Genomic DNA, 21,597 nt, shown 5'->3' with positions numbered 1-21,597 from the left:
CGCCTTTCGCCGCCCACACAAGCGCTCCATGACCGCCACGCTTCCCGCCGTGCCTCCCGTACCCGCCGGCACGCTGATGATCCAGGGCACGACCTCCGACGCCGGCAAGAGCACACTCGTCGCCGGCCTGTGCCGCCTCGCGCGCCGCGCGGGTGCGCGGGTCGCGCCGTTCAAGCCGCAGAACATGGCGCTCAACAGCGCCGTGACCGTGGATGGCGGCGAGATCGGCCGCGCCCAGGCGCTGCAGGCTGTCGCCGCGGGCATCGAGCCGCACACCGACCTCAATCCGGTGCTGCTCAAACCCAATAGCGATCTCGGCTCGCAGGTCATCATCCACGGCAAGGCGCGCATGAATCTCAACGCGCGCGCGTATCAGGACTACAAGCCGCTCGCGCGCGAGGCCGTGCTGGAGTCCTATGCGCGGCTGCGCGCGCGCTACGGCACGGTGTTCGTGGAAGGCGCGGGCAGTCCAGCCGAAGTCAACCTGCGCGCCAACGACATTGCGAATATGGGTTTCGCCGAGGCGGTCGATTGCCCCGTCGTGCTCGTGGCCGACATCGACCGTGGCGGCGTGTTCGCGCATCTGATCGGCACGCTGGCTTGTCTTTCGGAGAGCGAGCGCGCGCGCGTCAAAGGTTTCGTCATCAACCGTTTTCGCGGCGACCGCACACTGCTGGAACCCGGTCTCGCCTGGCTCGAGCAGCAGACGGGCAAGCCGGTGCTCGGCGTCGTGCCGTATCTGCACGGCCTCATGCTCGACGCCGAGGACATGCTGCCGGGCGCGGCCCGCAGCGGCCCGCAGGCCGAAGGCGAGACGCTGCGCGTGGCGGTGCCGGCGCTGCCGCACATCAGCAACCACACCGATTTCGACGCGCTGCGCGCCCATCCGCAGGTCGATTTCACCTATGTGCGCACGGGCGAAGCGCCGCCCGCCGCCGATCTCGTGATCCTGCCGGGCTCGAAGAACGTGCGCGACGACCTCGCGTGGCTGCGCGCCCACGGCTGGGAGACGGCGCTAGCGCGGCATCTGCGTTATGGCGGGCGCGTGATCGGCATTTGCGGCGGCATGCAGATGCTCGGGCGCGCGATTGCCGATCCGCATGGCGTGGAGGGCGAGCCGGGCGCGGTCGAGGGCTTCGGCTGGCTCGACTACGAGACCGTGCTCACACGCGAGAAGACGCTGAAGAACGTAACGGGCGTGCTCGCGCTGGAGGGCGCGCACGCGGCCCGCGCGCGCGTGGCGGGCTACGAAATTCATATGGGCGAGACGCGCGGGCGCGCGCTCGATTGCCCTGCGCTGCGGCTCGCTGAAGGAGAAGAGGGCGCGACGCGCCCGGACGGCGCGCGCTCGGCGGATGGCCAGATTCTTGCCACCTACGTGCACGGCCTTTTCGACACGCCCGAGGCGTGCGCCGCGCTCGTGCGCTGGGCCGGGCTCGCGCAGGCGCATACCGTGGACTATCCGGCGCTGCGCGAGGCGTCGCTGGAGCGGCTGGCGGATACGCTCGCGGCGGCGCTCGATCTGGAGAAGGTGTTCGGCTTGATCGGCTAAAAGCGCGGCTAAAAAGCGCGGCGGATCAGTAAAGCACCATCTGCGTACAGCGGAAGAGAGCGATGGTCTTGCCGTCCGGGCCGCTCACTTTGGCGTCCCACACCTGCGTGCTGCGTCCGAGGTGCACGCCCGTCGCCACGGCCGAGATCGTGCCTTCGCGCGCGGTGCCGAGGTGATTGCTCTTGATCTCGATGGTCGTGAAGTTCTTCGCGTTGGGCGGCAGGTGGGCGAGGCACGCGTAGCCGCAGGCCGTGTCGGCGAGACCGATCACCGTGGCGGCGTGCAGGAAGCCATTGGGGGCCAGCAGGTTGCTGCGCACGTCGAGTTCGGCGCGCAGCAGCCCTTGCTCCAGGGCGATCGGGCGAAAGCCCAGCAGATCGGGCAGGCGGCCGCGCTGGCGCTCGAGCAGGGAATCGATTGTGATCTCGGGGCGTAGCGTGCTCATGGTCGGTCAGTCTCCTGGTTTTGATATGAACAAAGCGGTGAGCGCACGTGGGGGACTTCGGCGGCGCGCAATTTGCCGATAATATCGGACGGTTGATCCGGGGCGCTGGCTCGTCCGCAAGTCGCCTCGCGAGGTATCGAACAACGCATCACGCAACAATCACGGCAATCCGGCTGGCCATGCGCCAGCCATCCTGACGGGAGCATTCATGACGGTAATCGTGGTGGCGAATCCCAAGGGCGGCGTTGGAAAGAGCACGCTGTCCACCAACCTGGCCGGCTATTTCGCCGCACAAGGCGAGTGGGTGGCGCTCGCCGACCTCGACCGGCAGCAGTCCTCGCACGCCTGGCTCGATCTGCGGCCCGCGACGCTGCCGGCCATCGAAAGCTGGCAGGTCGATCTGGACAACCCGGCGAAGCCGCCCAAAGGACTCGAACACGCGGTCATCGACACGCCCGCGGGCCTGCACGGCAACCGGCTTGGGACGATCATCGAACTGGCGGACAGGGTGATCGTGCCGCTGCAGCCATCGATGTTCGATATTCTCGCCACCCAGGACTTTCTGAACCGGCTCGCGCGGGAAAAGGCTGTGCGCAAGGGCGCGATCCAGGTGGGCGTCGTGGGCATGCGGGTGGATGCGCGCACGCGCTCGGCCGATCAGTTGCAGCGCTTCGTCGAGGGGCTGGATCTGCCGGTGCTGGGCTATTTGCGCGACACGCAGAATTACGTGCAACTGGCCGCGCACGGCCTCACGCTGTGGGACGTCGCGAAGAGCCGGGTCGAGAAGGACCTCGACCAGTGGCAATCGATTATCGGCTGGGTGGACGGCAAATAAGCCGGCGAGCACGGCCGCGCGGCCCTGATGAGCCGCGCCGGCCCACGCTCGCGCGTTAGCTCCAGCTTTGCGTGGGCACGTGGTCGCGGCTGCCCTTGATGCGGTTGTTCTCGTCCACGAAGACGAGGTCCGGCTTCCAGCCGGCCTTGAGTTCTTCTTCTTCCACGTTCGCGAAGGCCGCGATGATCACGAGGTCGCCCAGTTGCGCGCGGCGCGCGGCCGAACCGTTTAGCGAAATCATGCCGCTGCCGCGCTCGCCCTTGATCGCGTAGGTCGTGAAGCGCTCGCCGTTGTTGATGTTCCAGATGTCGATGCGCTCGTTTTCGACGATGTTGGCCGCTTCGAGCAGGTTTTCGTCGATGGCGCACGAGCCTTCGTAGTGCAGTTCGCAGTGCGTGACCGCGACGCGGTGGATCTTCGACTTGAGCATATGGCGTTGCATGGTGGATCTCCTCAGGCGAGCGGGCGAGCGGCCCATCGCCGATAAGCGGGTAAGCGGAATCTGGCGCGGCTGTCCCGCGGGCCTCAGATTTCGAGGTTGTCGATCAGGCGCGTCGCGCCCAGCCTGGCGGCGGCCACCACGACGAGCGGCGACTCGGCGTCGCCGGGCACGCCCGGCGCCGGCGGCAGCAGGTTCGAGCGCTTGCGGATCGCGATGTAGTCGGGCTTCCAGCCGCGCGCGGCCAGCGTGGCCATGGCGTCGAGTTCCAGCTGCTGGAAGTCGCGGCGGCCCGACAGCACCGACTCGCGGATCGCGCGCAGCACGCCCGCCAGTTGCGGCGCCTCGGCGCGCTCGGCTTCGGTCAGGTAGCGGTTGCGCGAACTGAGCGCGAGGCCGTCGGCGTCGCGCACCGTTTCGGCGGCGACCACTTCGGTCGGCAGCGCGAACTGGTTGCACATCGCGCGCACGATCATGAGCTGCTGATAGTCCTTCTTGCCGAACACGGCCACGCGCGGCTGCACGCACGACATCAGCTTCATGACGACCGTGCACACGCCCTCGAAGAAGCCGGGGCGGAATTCGCCTTCCAGGATGTCGCCCAGGTCGTGCGGCGGCCGCACGCGGTATTCCTGCGGCTGCGGATACATGTCGCGCTCGGTGGGCGCGAACAGCACGTAGACGTTTTCCTTCTGCAGCTTCTCGATGTCGTCCTGGAGCGTACGCGGGTACTTGTCGAAGTCCTCGTTCGGGCCGAACTGCAGCCGGTTGACGAAGATGCTCGCCACGACCGGGTCGCCGTGCTGGCGCGCGAGGCGCATCAGCGAGAGATGGCCTTCGTGCAGGTTGCCCATGGTCGGCACGAACGCGGTGCGGTTTTGGCCGCGCAACTGGTCGCGCAATTCCTGAATCGAGCTAATGACTTTCATGATCGGGTGCTTTACGCCTCGCGCGGGGGCAAGACTTGGGTTGCACGGCCGCAAGCGGGAGACCCGGACGAAGGGCCGCGAGCGGACGTCGCGCGCCCGGTCCGCGCGGTGGCGCGGCAAGTGTTTCGTGTGCCCCTATGTGGGACGAGACCGGGCAGGCGCGGGCGATTGTAGAGGATTTGCGGATGCGGCGCACCCGCCTCGGGTAGGGGGTTGTCCTGGCATTCGTTTGGACGACGCGCCGGATTTCGCAGGGCGCGGGGAGAGTTCGATGTGGCGCTAATTATCGCCGGAGATCAGGCAGGCAAATACGCGAGGCGCACGTAAATCGGCGCGAACGGTTCGGGCTGGGTGATCTCGATGAGCGATTCGCGCGACAGCTCCAGCATGGCGATGAAGTTCACGACCACGACGGGCACGCCGCGCGTGGTGTCGAAAAGCTCGGAGAACTCCATGAAGCGCTCGCCCTGGAGGCGACGCAGGATGATGCTCATGTGCTCGCGCACCGAGAGTTCCTCGCGCGAGATCTTGTGATGCTGGACCAGCTTCGCGCGCTTGATGACGTCGGCCCAGGCGGCGCGCAGATCGTTGCTGTCCACGTCGGGAAAGCGCGGCGTGATGCTCTGTTCGATATAGACCTCGGCGCGCAGGAAGTCGCGGCCGAGCTGCGGCAACTGGTCGAGGCGCTGGGCGGCGAGCTTCATCTGCTCGTATTCGAGCAGGCGGCGCACGAGTTCGGCGCGCGGGTCTTCGGCTTCTTCGCCCGTGTCGGCCTTCTTGACCGGCAGCAGCATGCGCGACTTGATCTCGATGAGCATGGCCGCCATCAGCAGATATTCGGCCGCCAGTTCGAGGTTGGTCTTGCGCAGTTGCTCGACGTAGCCGAGGTACTGGGTCGTGACCTCCGCCATCGGGATGTCGAGGACGTTGAAGTTCTGCTTGCGGATGAGATACAGCAGCAGGTCGAGCGGGCCTTCGAAGGTTTCGAGGAAAACTTCGAGCGCGTCCGGCGGGATGTAGAGGTCTTGCGGGAGCTTGAAGAGCGGCTCGCCGTAAAGGCGTGCGAACGCGACGCCGTCGACGGTATCGGGCGTCGAGTCGGTCGCGGGCGTGGTCAGCGCCTCACCGGGCGTTTGCCCGGCGGCGTGAGTGGCGTGACCCGCCGGGTGACTGGCCGCGTGCTCGCCCGCGGGCTGCGCGCCGGCCCCGTCGGCCTCGGCCATCAGAAGTTCTGGTAGTAGACGTAGGACGTTTGCTTCACGCGCGAAGCCTGCTGGCGCTCGCGCTCGTCGAGATCGACCGGCTGCTTGTCCCACAGGAGCGCGCGGCCCTTGCGTTGCTGTTCTTCGAGCTGCGGCTTTTGCTGCTTGAGCTGGTTGATGAACTGCGTGATGTCCGACTGATACATGGCTGACGTCCGTCGAGTAAGGCGGGGCGCCTGATTGCGCCGCGCCGCTAATTCTGTCGGCGGCAATTTTACCGCAAGCCAGGGCCGCGGAACATCCGCGCCGACTTTCGTGCCGCGCCGCCTTCGCGGTTCTCTTGCGGCCCCTTTGCGCCTCCTCCTGGGGTTTTTACGCGCCGATGTGGTGAAATAACGCGTTTGCGCCCGTTGCCTCCCCGTGCCCTGCGAGCGGCTCAACCGGCGCCAACCAGTTCCATGACGGCGGGAGGTGGCGTTTGGCGGGATGGGTGATCGAAGCATGGTGCGCACGGCGGCGCCCCGCGCGGGCGGCGCGGCCACGGCTCGCCGCGTGCCTGATCGCGTGTTTCGCCGCGTGCCTCGTTGCGCCGACGGTCGCCCGGGCCGACATCGTGAGCACCCTCCTGCCGTGGATGCGCCCGCACACCTACTACGACGTCGACATCCAGGCCTCCCCGCGCGACCTGCGCCGGCTGCTCGAGCAGCACCTCGACATCGCGCGCTTCGCCACGCGCGCAGACGTGAACGAGGACCAGTTCGAGTTCCTCGTGACCGCCGCGCCGCAGCAGGTGCGCGACCTCGCCTCGACGGCGGGCTATTTCACGCCGGTCGTGCGTACCGACGTGCGCACGATCGACGGCAGGCGGCATGTGCGGGTGAGCGTCGATCCGGGGCCGCGCACGACGATTTCGTCGGTGAAGCTCGTGTTTCGCGGCCCGGTCCTCACGGAAGACCCGGCGCAGGAGAACACCGCGCGCTTCGCGTTCTCGCTGCACGACGGCGACGCCTTCACACAGTCGGGCTGGGACGACGCCAAGAACGCCTCGCTCAAGGCGCTGCAGGCGCGCCGCTATCTCGGCGCGAAAATCGCGTTTTCGCAGGCGCGAATCGATCCGCTCCAGCACGACGCGCAACTTTCTGTAACGTATGACAGCGGGCCGACGTTCACGCTGGGCAAGCTCGACGTTTCCGGCCCGCAGCGGTATCCGGCCTACATCATCGACAACGTGAATCCGCTCTCGCCGGGCGAAATCTACGATCTGAACCGCGTGGCCGAACTGCAGCGCCAGGTGCAGAACACGCCGTACTACGCGAGCGTGGCGATCGACGTCGACGCGAACACGCAGAAGCCGACCGATACGCCCGTGCACGTGAAGGTGAGCGAGTTCCCCTACAACAGCTTCCGCGGCGGCGTGGGTTATTCGACCGACACGGGCGCGCACGTCCAGGGCTCCTACACCTACCTGAACACGTTCGGGGCGGCGTGGCCGTTCCAGGTGCAGGGGCGGCTCGACCAGATCCAGAAGTTCGGTCAGGTTCAGCTCTCGATGCCGCCCGGGCCGCGCGCCTGGACGAACAGCCTCGTCGCGTCCTATACGACCACCGACGTGTCGGACACGAACATCTATAGCGCGCGCGTCGGGGTGCAGCGCACGCGCACCTCGCAGAACATCGACTACACCTACGCGCTGATGTTCTACGACGACCGCCTCACGCAGAACGTGGGGCCGTCCTCGCGGGCCTGGGCGCTCGTGCCGACCTGGGGCTGGACGCGCCGCAACGTCGACGATCCGCTCTTTCCGCGCTCGGGCAACATCATTCGCATGGAGGCAGGCTTCGCGGTCAAGAACGTGGGCGCCGAACAAAGCTTCCTGCGCGCCTACATGCGCGGCCAGCAGTACGTGCCGATCGGCCACAGCGACATCATGGTGTTCCGCGCGGAGTTCGGCGGCGTGTTCACGGGCGGCCCGTCGAGCGGCGTCCCGGCGTCGCTATTGTTCCGCGCGGGCGGCTCGAACTCGGTGCGCGGCTACTCGTTCCAGAGCATCGGCAACGACCAGTCGGGCTCGATCCTGCCGACCAAGTATCTCGTCACCGGTTCGGCCGAGTACCAGCACTGGTTCAGCCACGACTGGGGCGGCGCGGCGTTCTTCGACGTCGGCACCGCCACCGACACCTGGGGAGAAAAGGAGTTCGACCCGGGCGCCGGTATCGGCGCGCGCTGGCGCAGCCCCGTCGGGCCGGTCAACCTCGATCTCGCCTATGGTTTTCGCACTCGCAGCGTGCGGCCTTATCTGACACTCGGGATCGCCTTCTGATGATGACGCGCTCGCGGCTTTGTTTCGCCATGACCCCCGCGCTGTACGGCGAGGTGCTCGCATGAGCGCGCGCCGTTTCGCTGCCTGCGTGTGGCTGCCCGCTGCATTCGCGGTGCCTTCGGGGGAGGCTGGCCGCGGCCCGGACGACGAGGCGCGCGGCGAATCGAATGGCGGCGGCGATAACGGCGGCGCCACGGGCGGCAACAACGGTGCGCCGCCGCCGCGCCGCAGGCGAAAGCTCTGGAAGGCGATTGCCTGGGCGATCGTCGTGCCGGTGCTGATCGTCGGGCTCGTCGCCGGCTTGCTCTATGGCGTGCTCACCACCGAGCGCGGCACGGCGTACGCGTGGCGCGCGGCGGTCAGGCTGCTCGACGGCAAGCTCGCGGGCACGCTCGAAGGCGGCACGCTCGCGAGCGGCGTGCGCTTGACCAACGTGAGCTGGCGCGGCGCGGACGGCACCACGCTCAAGGTGGACCGCATCGGCGGCCAGTGGGAATTGCACGGCTTCGGCCAGAAACCCTGGCGCTTCGTGGTCGATTATCTGCATGCGGGCGACATCGACATACGCATCGTGCCGTCGCACGAGCCCTCGTCGCCCATGAAGCTGCCGGAGAACCTGGAACTGCCGCTCGGGCTCGAGATCCGCGACTTGCAGGTGAACAGGCTCACGGTGCACGAAGGCACCTCCACCAACGAGTTCTCGCGGCTCCAGTTCCACGGACGCAGCGACGGCCGCCATCACGAGGCGGCCATAGACCGTCTCGATACGCCTTTTGGCGCGGTGAACGCGCGGGCGTCGCTCGACGGCGTGCGGCCGTTCGCGCTCACCGGCGACCTGGGCTACGCCGGCAAGGTGAACGGCGAGGACGTGCAGGTCAGCGCAAACCTCGCCGGCTCGCTCGAAGCGCTCACGGCCGAGATCGAGGCGAGCGGCATGAAGCTCAACGGCCGCGCGCATGTGGAGGCCACGCCGTTCGCCTCCGTACCCTTGCAGCGCGCCACGCTCGCGTTCGATCATGTCAATCCGCAGGCATTCGCGCCGGGCGCGCCGTTCGCCGATCTCGCGGTGCGCGCGCAGTTGCAACCGGTGCCGGGCGGCGCGGCGGGCGTGCCCGCGGCGCTCGCGGCGGCGGCTTCGGGGGCAACGGCCGTATCTGCGGTGACGCCGGGGTCCGTGCCGGCGTTGGCGTCCGCGCCCGTGGCGGGCGCGAAGCCCGACGCCGGCGCCTCCGCCGCATCGGCGACGGCGACCGCGGCGCGCGCGCGCAGCAATGCGGCTGGCTTCACGGTGGCGGGCGCGGTGTCGATCGTGAACGCGAAGCCGGGCGCCATCGATGCCAAACTGCTGCCGCTCATCGACGCCCACGCCGACGTCGTGCTCGATGCGAAGACGCAGCGCATCCCGAGGCTCGCGGTGCGTCTCGTGAGGAACGCGACGATCACCGGCGGCGGCACGATCAGCGGGCGCGACGGCCGCTTCGATCTGAAGGTGGCCGGGCTCGACCTTAACGCGATCGAGTCGAGCGTGCGCGCCACGCAATTCGCAGGGCCGATCGGCGTGCGGCTGAACGGCGACGTGCAGAGCGTCACGCTCGATCTCGCCGATCCAAAGGCGGCGCTGCGCGTGCAGGGCAAGGTCACGCAGGACCCCGCGCGCCTGTCGCTCAACGACGTGCGGCTGACTTCGGGCGCGGGGCGCATCGATTTGTCGGGCGCGCTCAAGCACGACGCCAGTTCCACGTATCAACTCAAGGCGGTGCTGACCAATTTCGATCCGCTGTCGCTCACGTCGCAAACGCCGGCGCGCACGGCCGCGAAGGCGGCCGCTGCCGCACGGCCGCGGTCCGCGCCCGCGCAGCCGGCTAGACCCGCGGCTAGACCCGCGGCGCAACCCGCCACCGACGCGCTCAATCCGCAACGCAATCTCGCGCTCAATCCGGCGCTGAACCCGTCGCTCAATCCCGCGCAATCCGGCGGCCAGGCCGCCGAGCAAAAGCGCGTGGAGAACGCGAACCAGACCGAGCAGGGCGCGGCGCAATCCGCAACATCCCCGGCGCGCAGCGCTGCGCAATCCGCGCCGCCGCCGCGGCCCGCCGCGCGTCCCGCCGGGCGGCGCATCGAGGCGCGCGTGAACGGCACACTCAACGCAAGCGGCACGCTCGCGCCCACCTTCACGACGAGGGCCGAATTCAAGCTCGGTCCGAGCGTCTACGACGACCTCCCGCTCACGGGCCAGGGCCTCATCCAGCTCGCGGGCTCGCGGCTCCTGCCGAGCCGCGCGAACCTCTCCATCGCGGGCAACACCGTCGATCTGCAAGGCAGCTTCGGAGCGCGCGGCGACCGCCTGCGCTTTCGCGTGGATGCGCCGCAGCTCGACCGGCTCGGCTTTGGCATAGCGGGCCAGCTCGCGGCGAACGGCGACGTGACGGGCACCCTCGCGCATCCCGACGTCTCGCTCGACTACAAGGCCGACCACGTGGTGTTCGGCGAGAACCGCGTCGGCCATGCCGAGGGCCGCGCGCTCGCGCGCGACGGTGCGAACGGCGCGCTTGCCTTCAGCACTGACGCGAGCGACATTGCCGTCGCGGGCGTCGATATCACGACGCTCACCGCGCGCCTCGACGGCACCCGCGCGAGGCACACGCTCACCGCGAGCGCGAAGGGCAAGGTGCAAGGCCAGCCGATCGACTTCGTGGCGGCGGCGAATGGCGGTCTTCAGGACACGCGCGAGGGCTCGCGCTGGAACGGCACGATCACGCAACTCGAGAACCGTGGCGTGCCAGGCGTGAAGCTGCAGTCGCCGCTGACGGTGAGCGCGGGGGCGGGCAAGGTTACGCTCGGCTCCACGCGTCTCGTGGGCGAAGGCGCGACGCTCGACCTGAAAGCGTTCGATTTCGATCATGGTCGCATCCGCTCGGCGGGCACGCTCACCAACGTGTCGCTCGCGCGCATCATGCAGATCCGGCAGCAGTTCACGGGCGTGCCGTCCACGCTCAGAACCGACCTGATCTTCGACGGCGACTGGGACTTTTCCATCGGCCAGACGGCCACGGGCTATGTGCAGATCAAGCGCCGCTCGGGCGACGTCACGACCGAGGTCGGCCGCGGCTTCGCCTCGCTCGGCGTGGGCGACCTCAACGTGCGCGCGGCCTTCAGCGGCGGCAACCGCCTCGCGCTCACGGCGCATGCGCAGGCGAGCCGCGTGGGCACGTTCGACATCGACGCCTACACGACGCTCGTGCCGCGCGACGGCATCCTCACCGTCGCGGACGAAGCCCCGATAGGCGGAACCATCAAGGCGAACGTGCCCTCGCTCAGGACCACGGGCGGCATGCTGGGCCCGACGTATCTGCTCGACGGCCATCTCGCGCTGCAACTCGTGCTCGGCGGCACGGTCGCGAAGCCGAACCTCACGGGCTCGCTGGTCGGCGACGGGCTTTCGGCCACCGTGGTCGATCAGGGCCTGGAGTTGAAGGACGGCGTGATCCGCATCGCGCTCTCGCAGAACCTCGTCGATTTCCAGCAGGTCGAGTTCCACGGCGCGACGAGCGGCACGCTGCGCGCGACGGGCCGCGTGCGTCTCGACAACGCCGAACCCGACCTCACGGCGAGCATCGTCGCGGACAAGCTCGAACTGTTCGCGTCGCCCGACCGCAAGCTGTCGCTCTCCGGCAGCGCGAGCATCGCCAACGGCGGGCATCTGGGCGGCATGCAGATCGACGGCAAGTTCGTCGTCGATCACGCGCTCTTCGACATGCCCGAGTTGCCCGCGCCCTCGCTCGGCGACGACGTCGTGATCGTGCGCCCGGACGGCACGACCGTAGGCGGCAGGCCGCCCATCGAAGAAACAGCGTCGACCAGGCCCGCGCCGCGCTTCGCGCCGCGCGCGAACATCGACATCGATCTCGGCCACGACTTCCGCTTCCGCGGGCAGGGCGCCGATCTGGGCCTCGCGGGCATGATCTCTGTCAACAGCGCGCCGGACATACCGCTGCGCGCGGTCGGCAACGTGCGCGTGACCGAGGGCTCCACGTATACGGCGTTCGGCACCAAGCTCAACATCGAGAACGGCTTCTTCACGTTCAACGGGCCGGTGGGCAATCCGGGCATCAACATTCTCGCGATGCGGCGCAACCAGCAGGTCGAGGCGGGCGTGCAGGTCACGGGCACCGTGCAGGCGCCGACGGTGCGCCTCGTTTCCGAGCCCAACGTGCCCGATAACGAAAAGCTCTCATGGCTGCTGTTCGGGCACGGCACCGACCAGGGCAACAACCTCGGCCAGCAAAGCGCGATGACGACGGCGCTCGCCCTGCTCGGCAGCGCGCAAGGCAAGCGCATCGCGCAGAGCATCGGTCTCGACGAGTTCTCGATCGGGCGCAGCGAGGTGGGCCTGACCGACCCCGAGGTCGTGATGATCGCGAAGGCCATCAACCAGCGTCTCGTGATCGGCTACGAGCAGGGGTTGCAGTCGGCGTCGAACGCGGTGAAGGCCACGATCAACCTCTCGCGTTACTGGTCGCTGGTGGTGTACGGCGGCACGTTCAACGGCGCCGACATTCTCTATACCCGCAGGTTCGACCGGCTTCGCAGGTAGGGAAGTCGGCAACCATCGGCAAACGGCAATAAAAAAGCACACCTCGGCGGTGTGCTTTTTTGCGAGTTGCGCAACGCCGCGGCGTTCGCGCTCGTGCGGCCCTAGCGCACGCGCATGCCCGGCTTTGCGCCGCTATGCGGTTCGAGGATGTAGAGGCCCGGTTCGGCCTTCTCGTCGGCGCTGGACGCCGCGAGCACCATGCCTTCGGACAGGCCGAATTTCATCTTGCGCGGCGCGAGGTTCGCGACCATCACCGTGAGCTTGCCCTTGAGGTCTTCCGGCTTGTACGCCGAGCGGATGCCCGAGAACACGTTGCGCGTTTTCTCCTCGCCCACGTCGAGCGTGAGTTGCAGCAGCTTGTCCGAACCCTCGACGACATTGCAGTCGACGATCAGCGCCACACGCAGGTCGATCTTCGCGAAGTCGTCGATGGAGATGACTTCGGGCGTTTCGTCGGCGGCGGGCTTCTTCGCAGCTTCCTTCGACGCCTTCGACTTCTTGCCGGCGTCCGCCGCAACGGCTGCGGGCGCTTCGGTGGCCTGCAGCGAATCGCGGTTGGCGGCGAGCAGCGCTTCGATCTGCTTCGGATCGACGCGCGTCATCAAGTGCTTGTACGCGTTGATCGGCTGTTGCGACGAAAGCGCCTTGCCGGCATCGGCCCACGTGAGCGGCCCGATGGCGAGGAACTGCTCGACGCCTTGCGCGAGTTCCGGCAGCACCGGCTTCAACGCGAGCGAAAGCAGACGGAACGCTTCGAGGCTCACGCTGCATGTTTCATGCAGCGCGACCGCGTTGGCCGGGTCCTTCGCCTGTTCCCACGGCTTGGCCGTGTCGACGTAACCGTTGACGGCGTCGGCGAGTTCCATCGTCTGGCGCAGCGCGCGGCTGTATTCGCGTGCTTCGTAGTGCGCGGCGATCTGCGGGATCGCGGCGCGCAACTGTTCGAGCAGCGGATGATGCATCGCGCTGTCTTGCACGCGGCCCTCGAAGCGCTTGATCAGGAAGCCCGCCGCGCGGCTCGCGATGTTGATGTACTTGCCGACGAGGTCGCTGTTCACGCGCGCCTGGAAGTCTTCGAGGTTCAGGTCGAGGTCTTCCATCGTGCTGTTGAGCTTGGCGGCGAAGTAGTAGCGCAGCCACTCGGGGTTCAGGCCCGTGCTCACGTAGCTTTCGGCCGTGATGAAGGTGCCGCGCGACTTCGACATCTTCGCGCCGTCCACGGTCAGGAAGCCGTGCGCGAACACGTTCGTCGGCGTGCGGTGGCCCGAGAACTGAAGCATGGCCGGCCAGAACAGCGTGTGGAAGTACAGGATGTCCTTGCCGATGAAGTGGTATTGCTCGGTCCTGGAACCGGCCTTCACCCACGCTTCGAAGTCGAGGCCGCGCTTCTCGCACAGGTTCCTGAAGCTCGCGTAATAACCCACCGGCGCGTCGAGCCACACGTAGAAGTACTTGCCGGGCGCGCCCGGAATTTCGAAGCCGAAGTAGGGCGCGTCGCGCGAGATGTCCCAGTCGGCGAGCTTCGATTCGCCCGACTCGCCGAGCCACTCGCGCATCTTGTTGGTCGCTTCCGGTTGCGCGAGTCCGCTCACCCAGCCGCGCAGGAAGTCCTCGCAGCGCGGGTCCGAGAGGCGGAAGAAGTAGTGCGTCGAAGTCTTGCGGATGGGCGTCGCGCCCGAGACCACCGAATACGGATTCTTCAGGTCAGTGGGCGCATAGGTCGAGCCGCACACTTCGCAGCTATCGCCGTACTGGTCCTTCGCGCCGCACTTCGGGCACTCGCCCTTGATGAAGCGGTCCGGCAGGAACATGTTCTTGACCGGGTCATAGGCCTGCTCGATGTCGCGCGTCTCGATGAAACCCGCTTCCTTGAGCGCCAGATACACCGACTCCGAGAGCACGCGGTTCTCGTCGGAGTCCGTCGAGTAGTAGTTGTCGAACGACACGCCGAAGCTGTCGAAATCGCGCTTGTGCTCCTGCCACACGCGCGCGATGAGCTGCTGCGGCGTGAGGCCTTCCTTCTCCGCGCGCAGCATGACGGGCGTGCCGTGCGTGTCGTCGGCACCGACGTAGTAGACCTCGTGGCCGTGCATTCGCAGCGCGCGAACCCAGATGTCCGTCTGGATGTACTCGACCAGATGGCCGATGTGGATCTGGCCGTTGGCGTACGGCAGAGCAGACGTAACGAGAATCTGGCGGCGGCCGCCCGGATTGGCCTGGGCGCCGGCTGCTGCGAGGTCGGTGGCGGGTGCTGACATAAGTGAGGGGAAGTCCGATGTTGCGGGGGGAAAGGGCGATTTTAGCAGGGCGCACGCACCGCCGTTCGGCTAGCCGGTGAGGGCTCGTATGCGCGACGCGTCGGGCGTATGTTTGTCGCGCGGACAATCGCGATGTTGCATTGCACAAATCGCGGCCAAAAAAAACCGGGGCAAGATTGGCCCCGGAGCAACAACGACAAGAGGAGAATGGTGACGCGGCGGCGCTGCCGCACACGTACCGTAAAGACAGACAGCCCGTTTTCCCGAGAGTTCGAAAATTTTTTCGATTCTCTGCGCGCGCTGGCAAAGCGCCGCGTGATGGCCGGCCAGCAACGGTTTCGCAGCGCGCTTCGAAATGCAAACGGGACGGCATGCTTGCCGTCCCGTTCATGTGTCGCCATTTTCCCGGCTAGAGCCGGATGAAGCCTGGCCGGAAGAGGCTTAGCCGCCCTGGTGCTGTGCCGTTGCGCGCAGATAAATTTCCACGCGACGGTTCGCGGCGCGGCCGGCTTCCGTGCTGTTGTCGGCGATCGGCTGGGTGTCGCCGCGTCCCTCGGCCGACATGCGCTGCATCTGGATGCCGCGCGAGGCGAGGTAGTTCACCACGCTTTGCGCGCGGTTGGCCGACAGCGTCTGGTTGTACGAGGGCTGGCCGGTGTTATCCGTATGGCCAACCACTTGCGCGACGACTTCCGGGTTCTGCTGGAGCGTTTGCGCGACCTGATCGAGCACCGGCGCGAACGACGGCTTGATCGCGTAGCTGCTGGTGTCGAAGGTCACGTTGCTCGGAATGTTGAGCTTGAGCGAGCCGTCCGGCTGCTCGGTGATCTGCGTGCCCGTGCCCTTGGTCGAGCCCGAAAGCCGGTTCTTGATGTTCTGCCAGTTGTAACCGGTCACGCCGCCAACGAGCGCGCCCGCGCCTGCGCCGATCGCCGCGCCCTTGCCGCCGCCGAAGATCGCGCCGATGGCCGCGCCCGTGCCTGCGCCGACACCGGTGCCGACAGCCGTGTTGGTGCCCTGCTGCGTCGCGCAGCCGGCGACGAGCGCGCCGGCCACGGCGAAGACGGAGAGGCGAGTCAGGATTCTTGTGTTCATTTGCTTTCCCTTTCTTGAGTGGAACGGACTCTGCCAGCGTCGTTCACGGCCCCGCATGCGAACAGGGTCTTCGAACGGCGCGCGGCGGCAGCTACTACAATGACGCCTTGACACGAAATCGATGCTGCCGCGAAGCGTGCCCTTTCGGGCAATTTTGCGCAATGCAGCTTAACAATTTCTTTCGATTTCCGGCGCGTAGGCGACCAGCCCTCATCGGGACGGGCGCTCGCGCAGACCGGCATTCCCCACGGAGTTGCAATGAGCATAGATCGGGCATTGGTCGACGCCGCGCTAGCGGCCTTGACGGATCCGAACACGGGCCATCCATATTCGGTGGCCAAGGGCGTGCGTAACGTCACCGTCGAAGGCGATACGGTCGGCGTCGAGATCGTGCTCGGCTATCCGGCGAAGAGCCAGTTCGAAGCCGTGCGCAAGCAGGTCGAGGCGGCGCTCGCCGCCGTGCCGGGCGTGCAGGCGAGCCGCGTCGCCATCAGAAGCGAGATTACCGCGCATACGGTGCAACGCGGCGTGAAGCTGCTGCCCAACGTGAAGAACATCGTCGCCGTCGCCTCGGGCAAGGGCGGCGTGGGCAAGAGCACGACCGCCGTGAATCTCGCGCTCGCGCTGGCGGCCGAAGGCGCTTCGGTCGGCGTGCTCGACGCGGACATCTACGGCCCTTCGCTGCCGATGATGCTCGGCATTACGGGCCGCCCCGAGTCGCCCGACGGTCAGTCGATGAATCCGCTCGACGGCCACGGCGTACAGGCCAATTCGATCGGTTTTCTGGTCGAGCAGGACAACCCGATGGTCTGGCGCGGCCCCATGGCGACCTCCGCGCTCGAACAACTGCTGCGGCAGACCAACTGGCGCGAACTCGACTATCTCGTGGTCGACATGCCGCCGGGCACGGGCGACATCCAGCTCACGCTCTCGCAGCGCGTGCCCGTCACGGGCGCGGTGATCGTCACGACGCCGCAGGACATCGCGCTGCTCGACGCGAAGAAGGGCCTCAAGATGTTCGAGAAGGTGGGCATTCCGATTCTCGGCATCGTCGAGAACATGGCCGTGCACATCTGCTCGAACTGCGGCCACGCCGAGCATATCTTCGGCGCGGGCGGCGGCGAGCGCATGGCGAAGGAATACGGCGTGGAAGTACTCGGCAGCCTGCCGCTCGACATCGCCATTCGCGAGCAGGCCGATTCGGGCAACCCGACCGTCGTGGCCGCGCCGCACGGGCCGGTGGCGGACATCTATCGCGCCATTGCGCGCCGCGTGGCGATCCAGATCGCCGAACGCGCCCGCGACATGACCTCGAAGTTCCCCACCATCGTCGTGCAGAACACCTGAGCGACGGCGGGTGCGCGGCGCCCGTGCGGCGGCCCGCGCATGGGGACAGATAGGCGCGCGGCGCGCCGCGTGCGCGGTATCATGTGGGCTTCATCGGGTCCGGCATGGCGGCAGCAACGGGGCTGCCGCCGGCCGGCAAGAGGATCGCATGGATAAAGGACACGACAGGCAAGCGGGGAATGTGCACGTCGTCTGGATGGTCGCCGTCGTGGCGCTGTGCGGCGGCGTACTGCTTGCGGGCTGCACGAGCTTCATGGGGCAGGAGGACAAGCGCGCGAACGCGCAACTGCTGCCCACCGTGGGCAGCCAGGTGCGCGGCACCGTTTCGTTCGTCGAGCACTCGGACGGCGTGCAGGTGAGCTACAACCTCGCGGGCCTGCCGCCCGACAGCGATCACGCCTTGCAGGTGCACGAGCGCGGCGACTGCAACGCCACGGACGCCTCGAGCGCCGGCGCCGTGTTCGCGCCCGCCGCCGAGCGCCTGAAGCCCGGCGCGCGCGTGGAAGGCGACCTCGGCAATATCCATGCGGATTCGAATGGCGTGGCGACAGGCTTCATCGTCGCACCCGACGTCTCGCTCGACGGCGTGCGCTCCGTGCTGCAACGCGCGGTCATCGTGCATCGCGACGCCATCGACCCCTACGCCTACCCGCAACGCGGCACGGGCCCGGCGCTTGCCTGCGGGCTGATACGCGGCCAGTGAACGCGGCGTCAAGCGTGGCGCCGGGTGTCACGACTCAAGCCGCGCGAACGCAGTTCCGGGCGCGGCGATCCACATCGCGTAAAATAGGCGCCTTTCGCGTGCGGCGAACGGCCGGCAGGGCCCGGCGCATGCTATCCCGACCCGATTTCTCGTTAATTTCTCGTTAAGTAGCGAACATGGCAATCAAGTCCGACAAGTGGATCCGGCGCATGGCGCAAGAGCAGAAGATGATCGAGCCGTTCGTGCGCGATCAGGTCCGCATGTCGGAAGACGGCCGCAAGATCGTGAGCTACGGCACGTCGAGCTACGGCTACGACATCCGCTGCGCCGACGAATTCAAGATCTTCACGAACATCAATTCGACCATCGTCGATCCGAAGAACTTCGACGAAAAGTCGTTCGTGGACTTCAAGGGCGACGTCTGCATCATTCCGCCCAATTCGTTCGCGCTCGCGCGCACGGTCGAATATTTCCGCATTCCGCGCAACGTCCTGACGGTGTGTCTGGGCAAGTCCACGTACGCGCGCTGCGGGATCATCGTGAACGTCACGCCGTTCGAGCCGGAGTGGGAAGGCTACGTCACGCTCGAATTCTCGAATACGACACCTTTGCCTGCGAAAATCTACGCGAACGAGGGTGTGGCTCAAGTGCTGTTCTTCGAAAGCGACGAGATCTGCGAGGTCTCTTACGCGGATCGCGGCGGCAAGTATCAAGGCCAGCACGGCGTCACCTTGCCGAAGACCTGACCAGCACCGGACACAACGACATACGGGGACCGCTGCGCGTCATATGCAGCGGTCGTTTCTTTTGGAGAATCGCCCATGAAGTTTCGTTTTCCCGTCGTCATCATCGACGAAGACTTTCGCTCCGAGAACATCTCGGGTTCCGGCATCCGCGCGCTCGCCGAAGCCATCGAGAAAGAGGGCGCGGAAGTCCTCGGGCTGACGAGCTACGGCGACCTCACGTCGTTCGCGCAGCAATCGAGCCGCGCGGCGTGCTTCATCCTCTCGATCGACGACGACGAACTGCTGCCCTACGTGGAAGGCTCGGACGGCGAAGCGCCCGAGCACGCGCCCGCGATCGTCGCGCTGCGCGCGTTCATGGAAGCGGTGCGCAAGCGCAACGCCGACATCCCCATCTTCCTGTACGGCGAAACGCGCACCTCGCGGCACTTGCCCAACGACATCCTGCGCGAGCTGCACGGCTTCATTCACATGTTCGAGGACACGCCGGAGTTCGTCGCGCGTCACGTGATTCGCGAAGCGAAGGTGTATCTCGACGCGCTCTCGCCGCCGTTTTTCAAGGAACTCGTGAAGTACGCCGACGAAGGCTCGTACTCGTGGCACTGCCCGGGTCACTCGGGCGGCGTGGCGTTCCTGAAGAACCCGCTCGGCCAGATGTTCCACCAGTTCTTCGGCGAGAACATGCTGCGCGCCGACGTCTGCAACGCCGTGGAAGAACTCGGCCAGTTGCTCGATCACACGGGCCCGGTCGCGGCTTCGGAGCGCAACGCGGCGCGCATCTTCAGCGCCGACCACGTGTTCTTCGTGACCAACGGCACGTCCACGTCGAACAAGATCGTCTGGCACGCCACCGTGGCGCCGGGCGACATCGTGCTGGTGGACCGCAACTGCCACAAGTCGATCCTGCACGCGATCACGATGACGGGCGCGATTCCGGTGTTCCTCACGCCCACGCGCAACAACTTCGGCATCATCGGCCCGATTCCGCGCGACGAGTTCAAGCCGGAAAACATCCGCAAGAAGATTCTCGCGAATCCGTTCGCGCGCGAGGCGCTCGAGAAGAACCCCAACGTAAAGCCGCGCATTCTGACGATCACGCAAAGCACCTATGACGGCGTGGTCTACAACGTCGAGATGATCAAGGATCTGCTCGGCGACATGCTCGACACGCTGCACTTCGACGAAGCCTGGCTGCCGCACGCGGAATTCCACGCGTTCTACCAGGACATGCACGCGATTGGCGCGGGCCGTCCGCGCACCAAGGCGCTCGTGTTCGCGACGCACTCCACGCACAAGCTGCTCGCCGGCATCTCGCAGGCTTCGCAGATCGTCGTGCAGGATTCGGAGGACAGCACGTTCGACCGCCATCGCTTCAACGAGGCGTATCTCATGCACACGTCCACGAGCCCGCAGTACGCGATCATCGCGTCGTGCGACGTGGCCGCCGCGATGATGGAAGCGCCGGGCGGCCCGGCCCTCGTGGAAGAGTCGATCGCCGAAGCGCTCGACTTCCGCCGCGCCATGCGCAAGGTGGACGCCGAATACGGCGACGACTGGTTCTTCCAGGTCTGGGGCCCGGACGAGCTGGCGGAAGAGGGCATCGGTTCGCGCGAAGACTGGATGCTGCGCCCGAACGACCACTGGCACGGCTTCGGCGCGCTGGCGGAAGGCTTCAACATGCTCGACCCGATCAAGGCGACCATCGTCACGCCGGGTCTGGACGTGGACGGCGAATTCGGCGACACGGGCATTCCGGCCGCCATCGTCACGAAGTACCTGGCCGAGCACGGCATCATCGTGGAGAAGACGGGCCTGTACTCGTTCTTCATCATGTTCACGATCGGCATTACGAAGGGCCGCTGGAACTCGATGGTCACCGAACTCCAGCAGTTCAAGGACGACTACGACAACAACCAGCCGCTGTGGCGCGTGCTGCCCGAGTTCGTCGCGCAGCATCCGATGTACGAGCGCGTGGGCCTGCGCGACCTGTGCCAGCAGATCCACAGCGTCTACCGCGCCAACGACATCGCGCGCCTCACGACCGAGATGTATCTCTCGAGCATGGAGCCCGCCATGAAGCCTTCGGACGCCTTTGCGAAGCTCGCGCACCGCGAGATCGACCGCGTGCCCGTGGACGAACTCGAAGGCCGCGTCACGTCGATCCTGCTCACGCCGTATCCGCCGGGTATTCCCCTGCTGATTCCGGGCGAGCGTTTCAACCGGACGATCGTGAATTATCTGAAGTTCGCGCGCGAGTTCAACGAGCGCTTCCCGGGCTTCCACACCGACATCCACGGGCTCGTGGGCGAGACCATCAACGGCCGCATCGAGTATTTCGTGGATTGCGTGCGCGACTGAACGCGCGAGGGAGGGGAATGTTGGGTGGTTCATCGACGCGGCTAGCGCGTTTTCTTGCTGCGAGGGTGCCGGCGTTGTCGGTGGTGCCGGTGGCCGCGGCGCTGTTCGCCGCGCTATTCGCCCTGCTGTTTGCCGTGGCGCCCGCGGCGCGCGCCGAGGTCGCGGCGGCCGATCCCATCGACACGGCCATGCGCACGTGTCTCGCGCGCGCGGACCGGTCGTCGACGGCCGGGCAGATCCAGTGCATGGACGACGCGCGCACCGCATGGCGCGCGGCCGCCGACATCGCGTTCACGCAACTGCTCGCGAAGCTGCCGCCCGCGCAGCAAAAGCGCTGGCAGTCGAGCCAGCAGAAGTGGGCGGCCTGGCGCGACGCCGAGGACACCATGCTCGCCGCCGCGTTCGCCACCACGAGCGGCAGCACCTACCAGCTCTACGAAGCGGACATGCGCCTGCAGCCGGTGCGCGACCGCGCGCTCGCGCTGCGCAACCAGGCCGCCACGCACGACGGCGACACGCCGAAGGTGCGCGCGTGCAGCGCCGACGCGCGCTGCGAGCACGTAAGCTACGACCTCAACCGCTACTACCGTCAGCTTTATGCGCGCATGCCGAAGCATGCGCGGCCGGTGGTTGCGCGCGCACAAAGCGACTGGCGCGCGTATCGCGACGCGACCACGCCGCTCATCGACGAGCATGCGCGGCTCGATCTGCTAGGCGCGCGCCTCGCCACCTTGAAGCGCCTCGCCGAGACCGTGAACAATCACTGAGGTTGCGCCT

At 67.0% G+C, this 21,597-nt stretch carries 16 protein-coding genes; 9 read left to right on the top strand and 7 right to left on the bottom strand.

The window, feature by feature from the left end; genetic code table 11:
- Positions 1-28: 28 nt before the first annotated feature.
- A complete protein-coding gene (locus tag U5768_RS11530) occupies positions 29-1,552 on the top strand; it encodes a cobyric acid synthase (RefSeq protein WP_322030527.1) in 1,524 nt (507 codons plus the stop codon).
- 25 nt (positions 1,553-1,577) lie between these two features.
- On the opposite strand, the gene U5768_RS11525 is transcribed toward U5768_RS11530, so the two are convergent.
- Positions 1,578-1,997, bottom strand: coding sequence for a PaaI family thioesterase (locus tag U5768_RS11525; protein ID WP_322030526.1), 420 nt, complete (start codon positions 1,995-1,997; stop codon positions 1,578-1,580).
- A gap of 208 nt (positions 1,998-2,205) precedes the next feature.
- Between U5768_RS11525 and U5768_RS11520 the strand changes: the two genes are divergently transcribed.
- Positions 2,206-2,832: a ParA family protein gene (locus U5768_RS11520; RefSeq protein WP_322030525.1), complete on the top strand. Its 627-nt coding sequence runs from the start codon at positions 2,206-2,208 to the stop codon at positions 2,830-2,832.
- Positions 2,833-2,887: 55 nt separating this feature from the next.
- On the opposite strand, the gene panD is transcribed toward U5768_RS11520, so the two are convergent.
- The 4 genes from panD to U5768_RS11500 form a co-directional block, all read right to left on the bottom strand.
- Positions 2,888-3,274, bottom strand: a complete 387-nt coding sequence (panD, locus tag U5768_RS11515; protein ID WP_028207747.1) for an aspartate 1-decarboxylase — start codon at positions 3,272-3,274, stop codon at positions 2,888-2,890.
- A gap of 83 nt (positions 3,275-3,357) precedes the next feature.
- On the bottom strand, positions 3,358-4,200 hold the full coding sequence (panC, locus tag U5768_RS11510) for a pantoate--beta-alanine ligase (protein ID WP_322030524.1): 843 nt from the start codon (positions 4,198-4,200) through the stop codon (positions 3,358-3,360).
- A 296-nt stretch (positions 4,201-4,496) separates the two neighbouring features.
- Entirely contained in the window at positions 4,497-5,423 is a 927-nt protein-coding gene (locus U5768_RS11505; protein ID WP_322030523.1) for a ScpA family protein, read from the bottom strand.
- A complete protein-coding gene (locus tag U5768_RS11500) occupies positions 5,423-5,608 on the bottom strand; it encodes a DUF3460 family protein (RefSeq protein WP_322030522.1) in 186 nt (61 codons plus the stop codon). Before U5768_RS11500 ends, U5768_RS11505 begins: the two co-directional genes overlap by 1 nt.
- A gap of 428 nt (positions 5,609-6,036) precedes the next feature.
- On the opposite strand from U5768_RS11500, the gene U5768_RS11495 reads away from it, so the two are divergent.
- On the top strand, positions 6,037-7,722 hold the full coding sequence (locus U5768_RS11495) for an autotransporter assembly complex family protein (RefSeq protein ID WP_322030835.1): 1,686 nt from the start codon (positions 6,037-6,039) through the stop codon (positions 7,720-7,722).
- 61 nt (positions 7,723-7,783) lie between these two features.
- Entirely contained in the window at positions 7,784-12,316 is a 4,533-nt protein-coding gene (locus U5768_RS11490) for a translocation/assembly module TamB domain-containing protein (RefSeq protein ID WP_322030521.1), read from the top strand.
- Positions 12,317-12,417: 101 nt separating this feature from the next.
- On the opposite strand, the gene metG is transcribed toward U5768_RS11490, so the two are convergent.
- Both metG and U5768_RS11480 read right to left on the bottom strand, forming a co-directional pair.
- The gene (gene metG, locus U5768_RS11485; protein ID WP_322030520.1) at positions 12,418-14,574 is read right to left on the bottom strand and encodes a methionine--tRNA ligase; all 2,157 of its coding nucleotides are present in this window, start codon (positions 14,572-14,574) and stop codon (positions 12,418-12,420) included.
- A gap of 441 nt (positions 14,575-15,015) precedes the next feature.
- Positions 15,016-15,669 (bottom strand): OmpA family protein, encoded by a 654-nt coding sequence (locus U5768_RS11480; RefSeq protein ID WP_322030519.1) that lies wholly within the window; start codon positions 15,667-15,669, stop codon positions 15,016-15,018.
- 258 nt (positions 15,670-15,927) lie between these two features.
- Here U5768_RS11480 and apbC point away from each other — a divergent pair, with 258 nt between their 5' ends.
- The 5 genes from apbC (at position 15,928) to U5768_RS11455 (ending at position 21,587) form a co-directional block, all read left to right on the top strand.
- Positions 15,928-17,016: an iron-sulfur cluster carrier protein ApbC gene (apbC, locus tag U5768_RS11475; RefSeq protein WP_322030518.1), complete on the top strand. Its 1,089-nt coding sequence runs from the start codon at positions 15,928-15,930 to the stop codon at positions 17,014-17,016.
- A 148-nt stretch (positions 17,017-17,164) separates the two neighbouring features.
- The gene (locus U5768_RS11470; protein ID WP_415913885.1) at positions 17,165-17,719 is read left to right on the top strand and encodes a superoxide dismutase family protein; all 555 of its coding nucleotides are present in this window, start codon (positions 17,165-17,167) and stop codon (positions 17,717-17,719) included.
- A gap of 176 nt (positions 17,720-17,895) precedes the next feature.
- Entirely contained in the window at positions 17,896-18,465 is a 570-nt protein-coding gene (gene dcd / locus U5768_RS11465) for a dCTP deaminase (protein WP_322030517.1), read from the top strand.
- Positions 18,466-18,540: 75 nt separating this feature from the next.
- The gene (locus tag U5768_RS11460) at positions 18,541-20,820 is read left to right on the top strand and encodes an arginine/lysine/ornithine decarboxylase (RefSeq protein WP_322030516.1); all 2,280 of its coding nucleotides are present in this window, start codon (positions 18,541-18,543) and stop codon (positions 20,818-20,820) included.
- Positions 20,821-20,837: 17 nt separating this feature from the next.
- The gene (locus U5768_RS11455) at positions 20,838-21,587 is read left to right on the top strand and encodes a lysozyme inhibitor LprI family protein (RefSeq protein WP_322030515.1); all 750 of its coding nucleotides are present in this window, start codon (positions 20,838-20,840) and stop codon (positions 21,585-21,587) included.
- Positions 21,588-21,597: the final 10 nt, after the last annotated feature.

It is taken from the genome of Paraburkholderia sp. J76 (assembly GCF_905220295.1).
Taxonomy (GTDB): domain Bacteria; phylum Pseudomonadota; class Gammaproteobacteria; order Burkholderiales; family Burkholderiaceae; genus Paraburkholderia.
The sequence above is the reverse complement of the archived record's forward strand: the minus strand, read 5'-3'. Positions and strand labels throughout refer to the sequence as shown.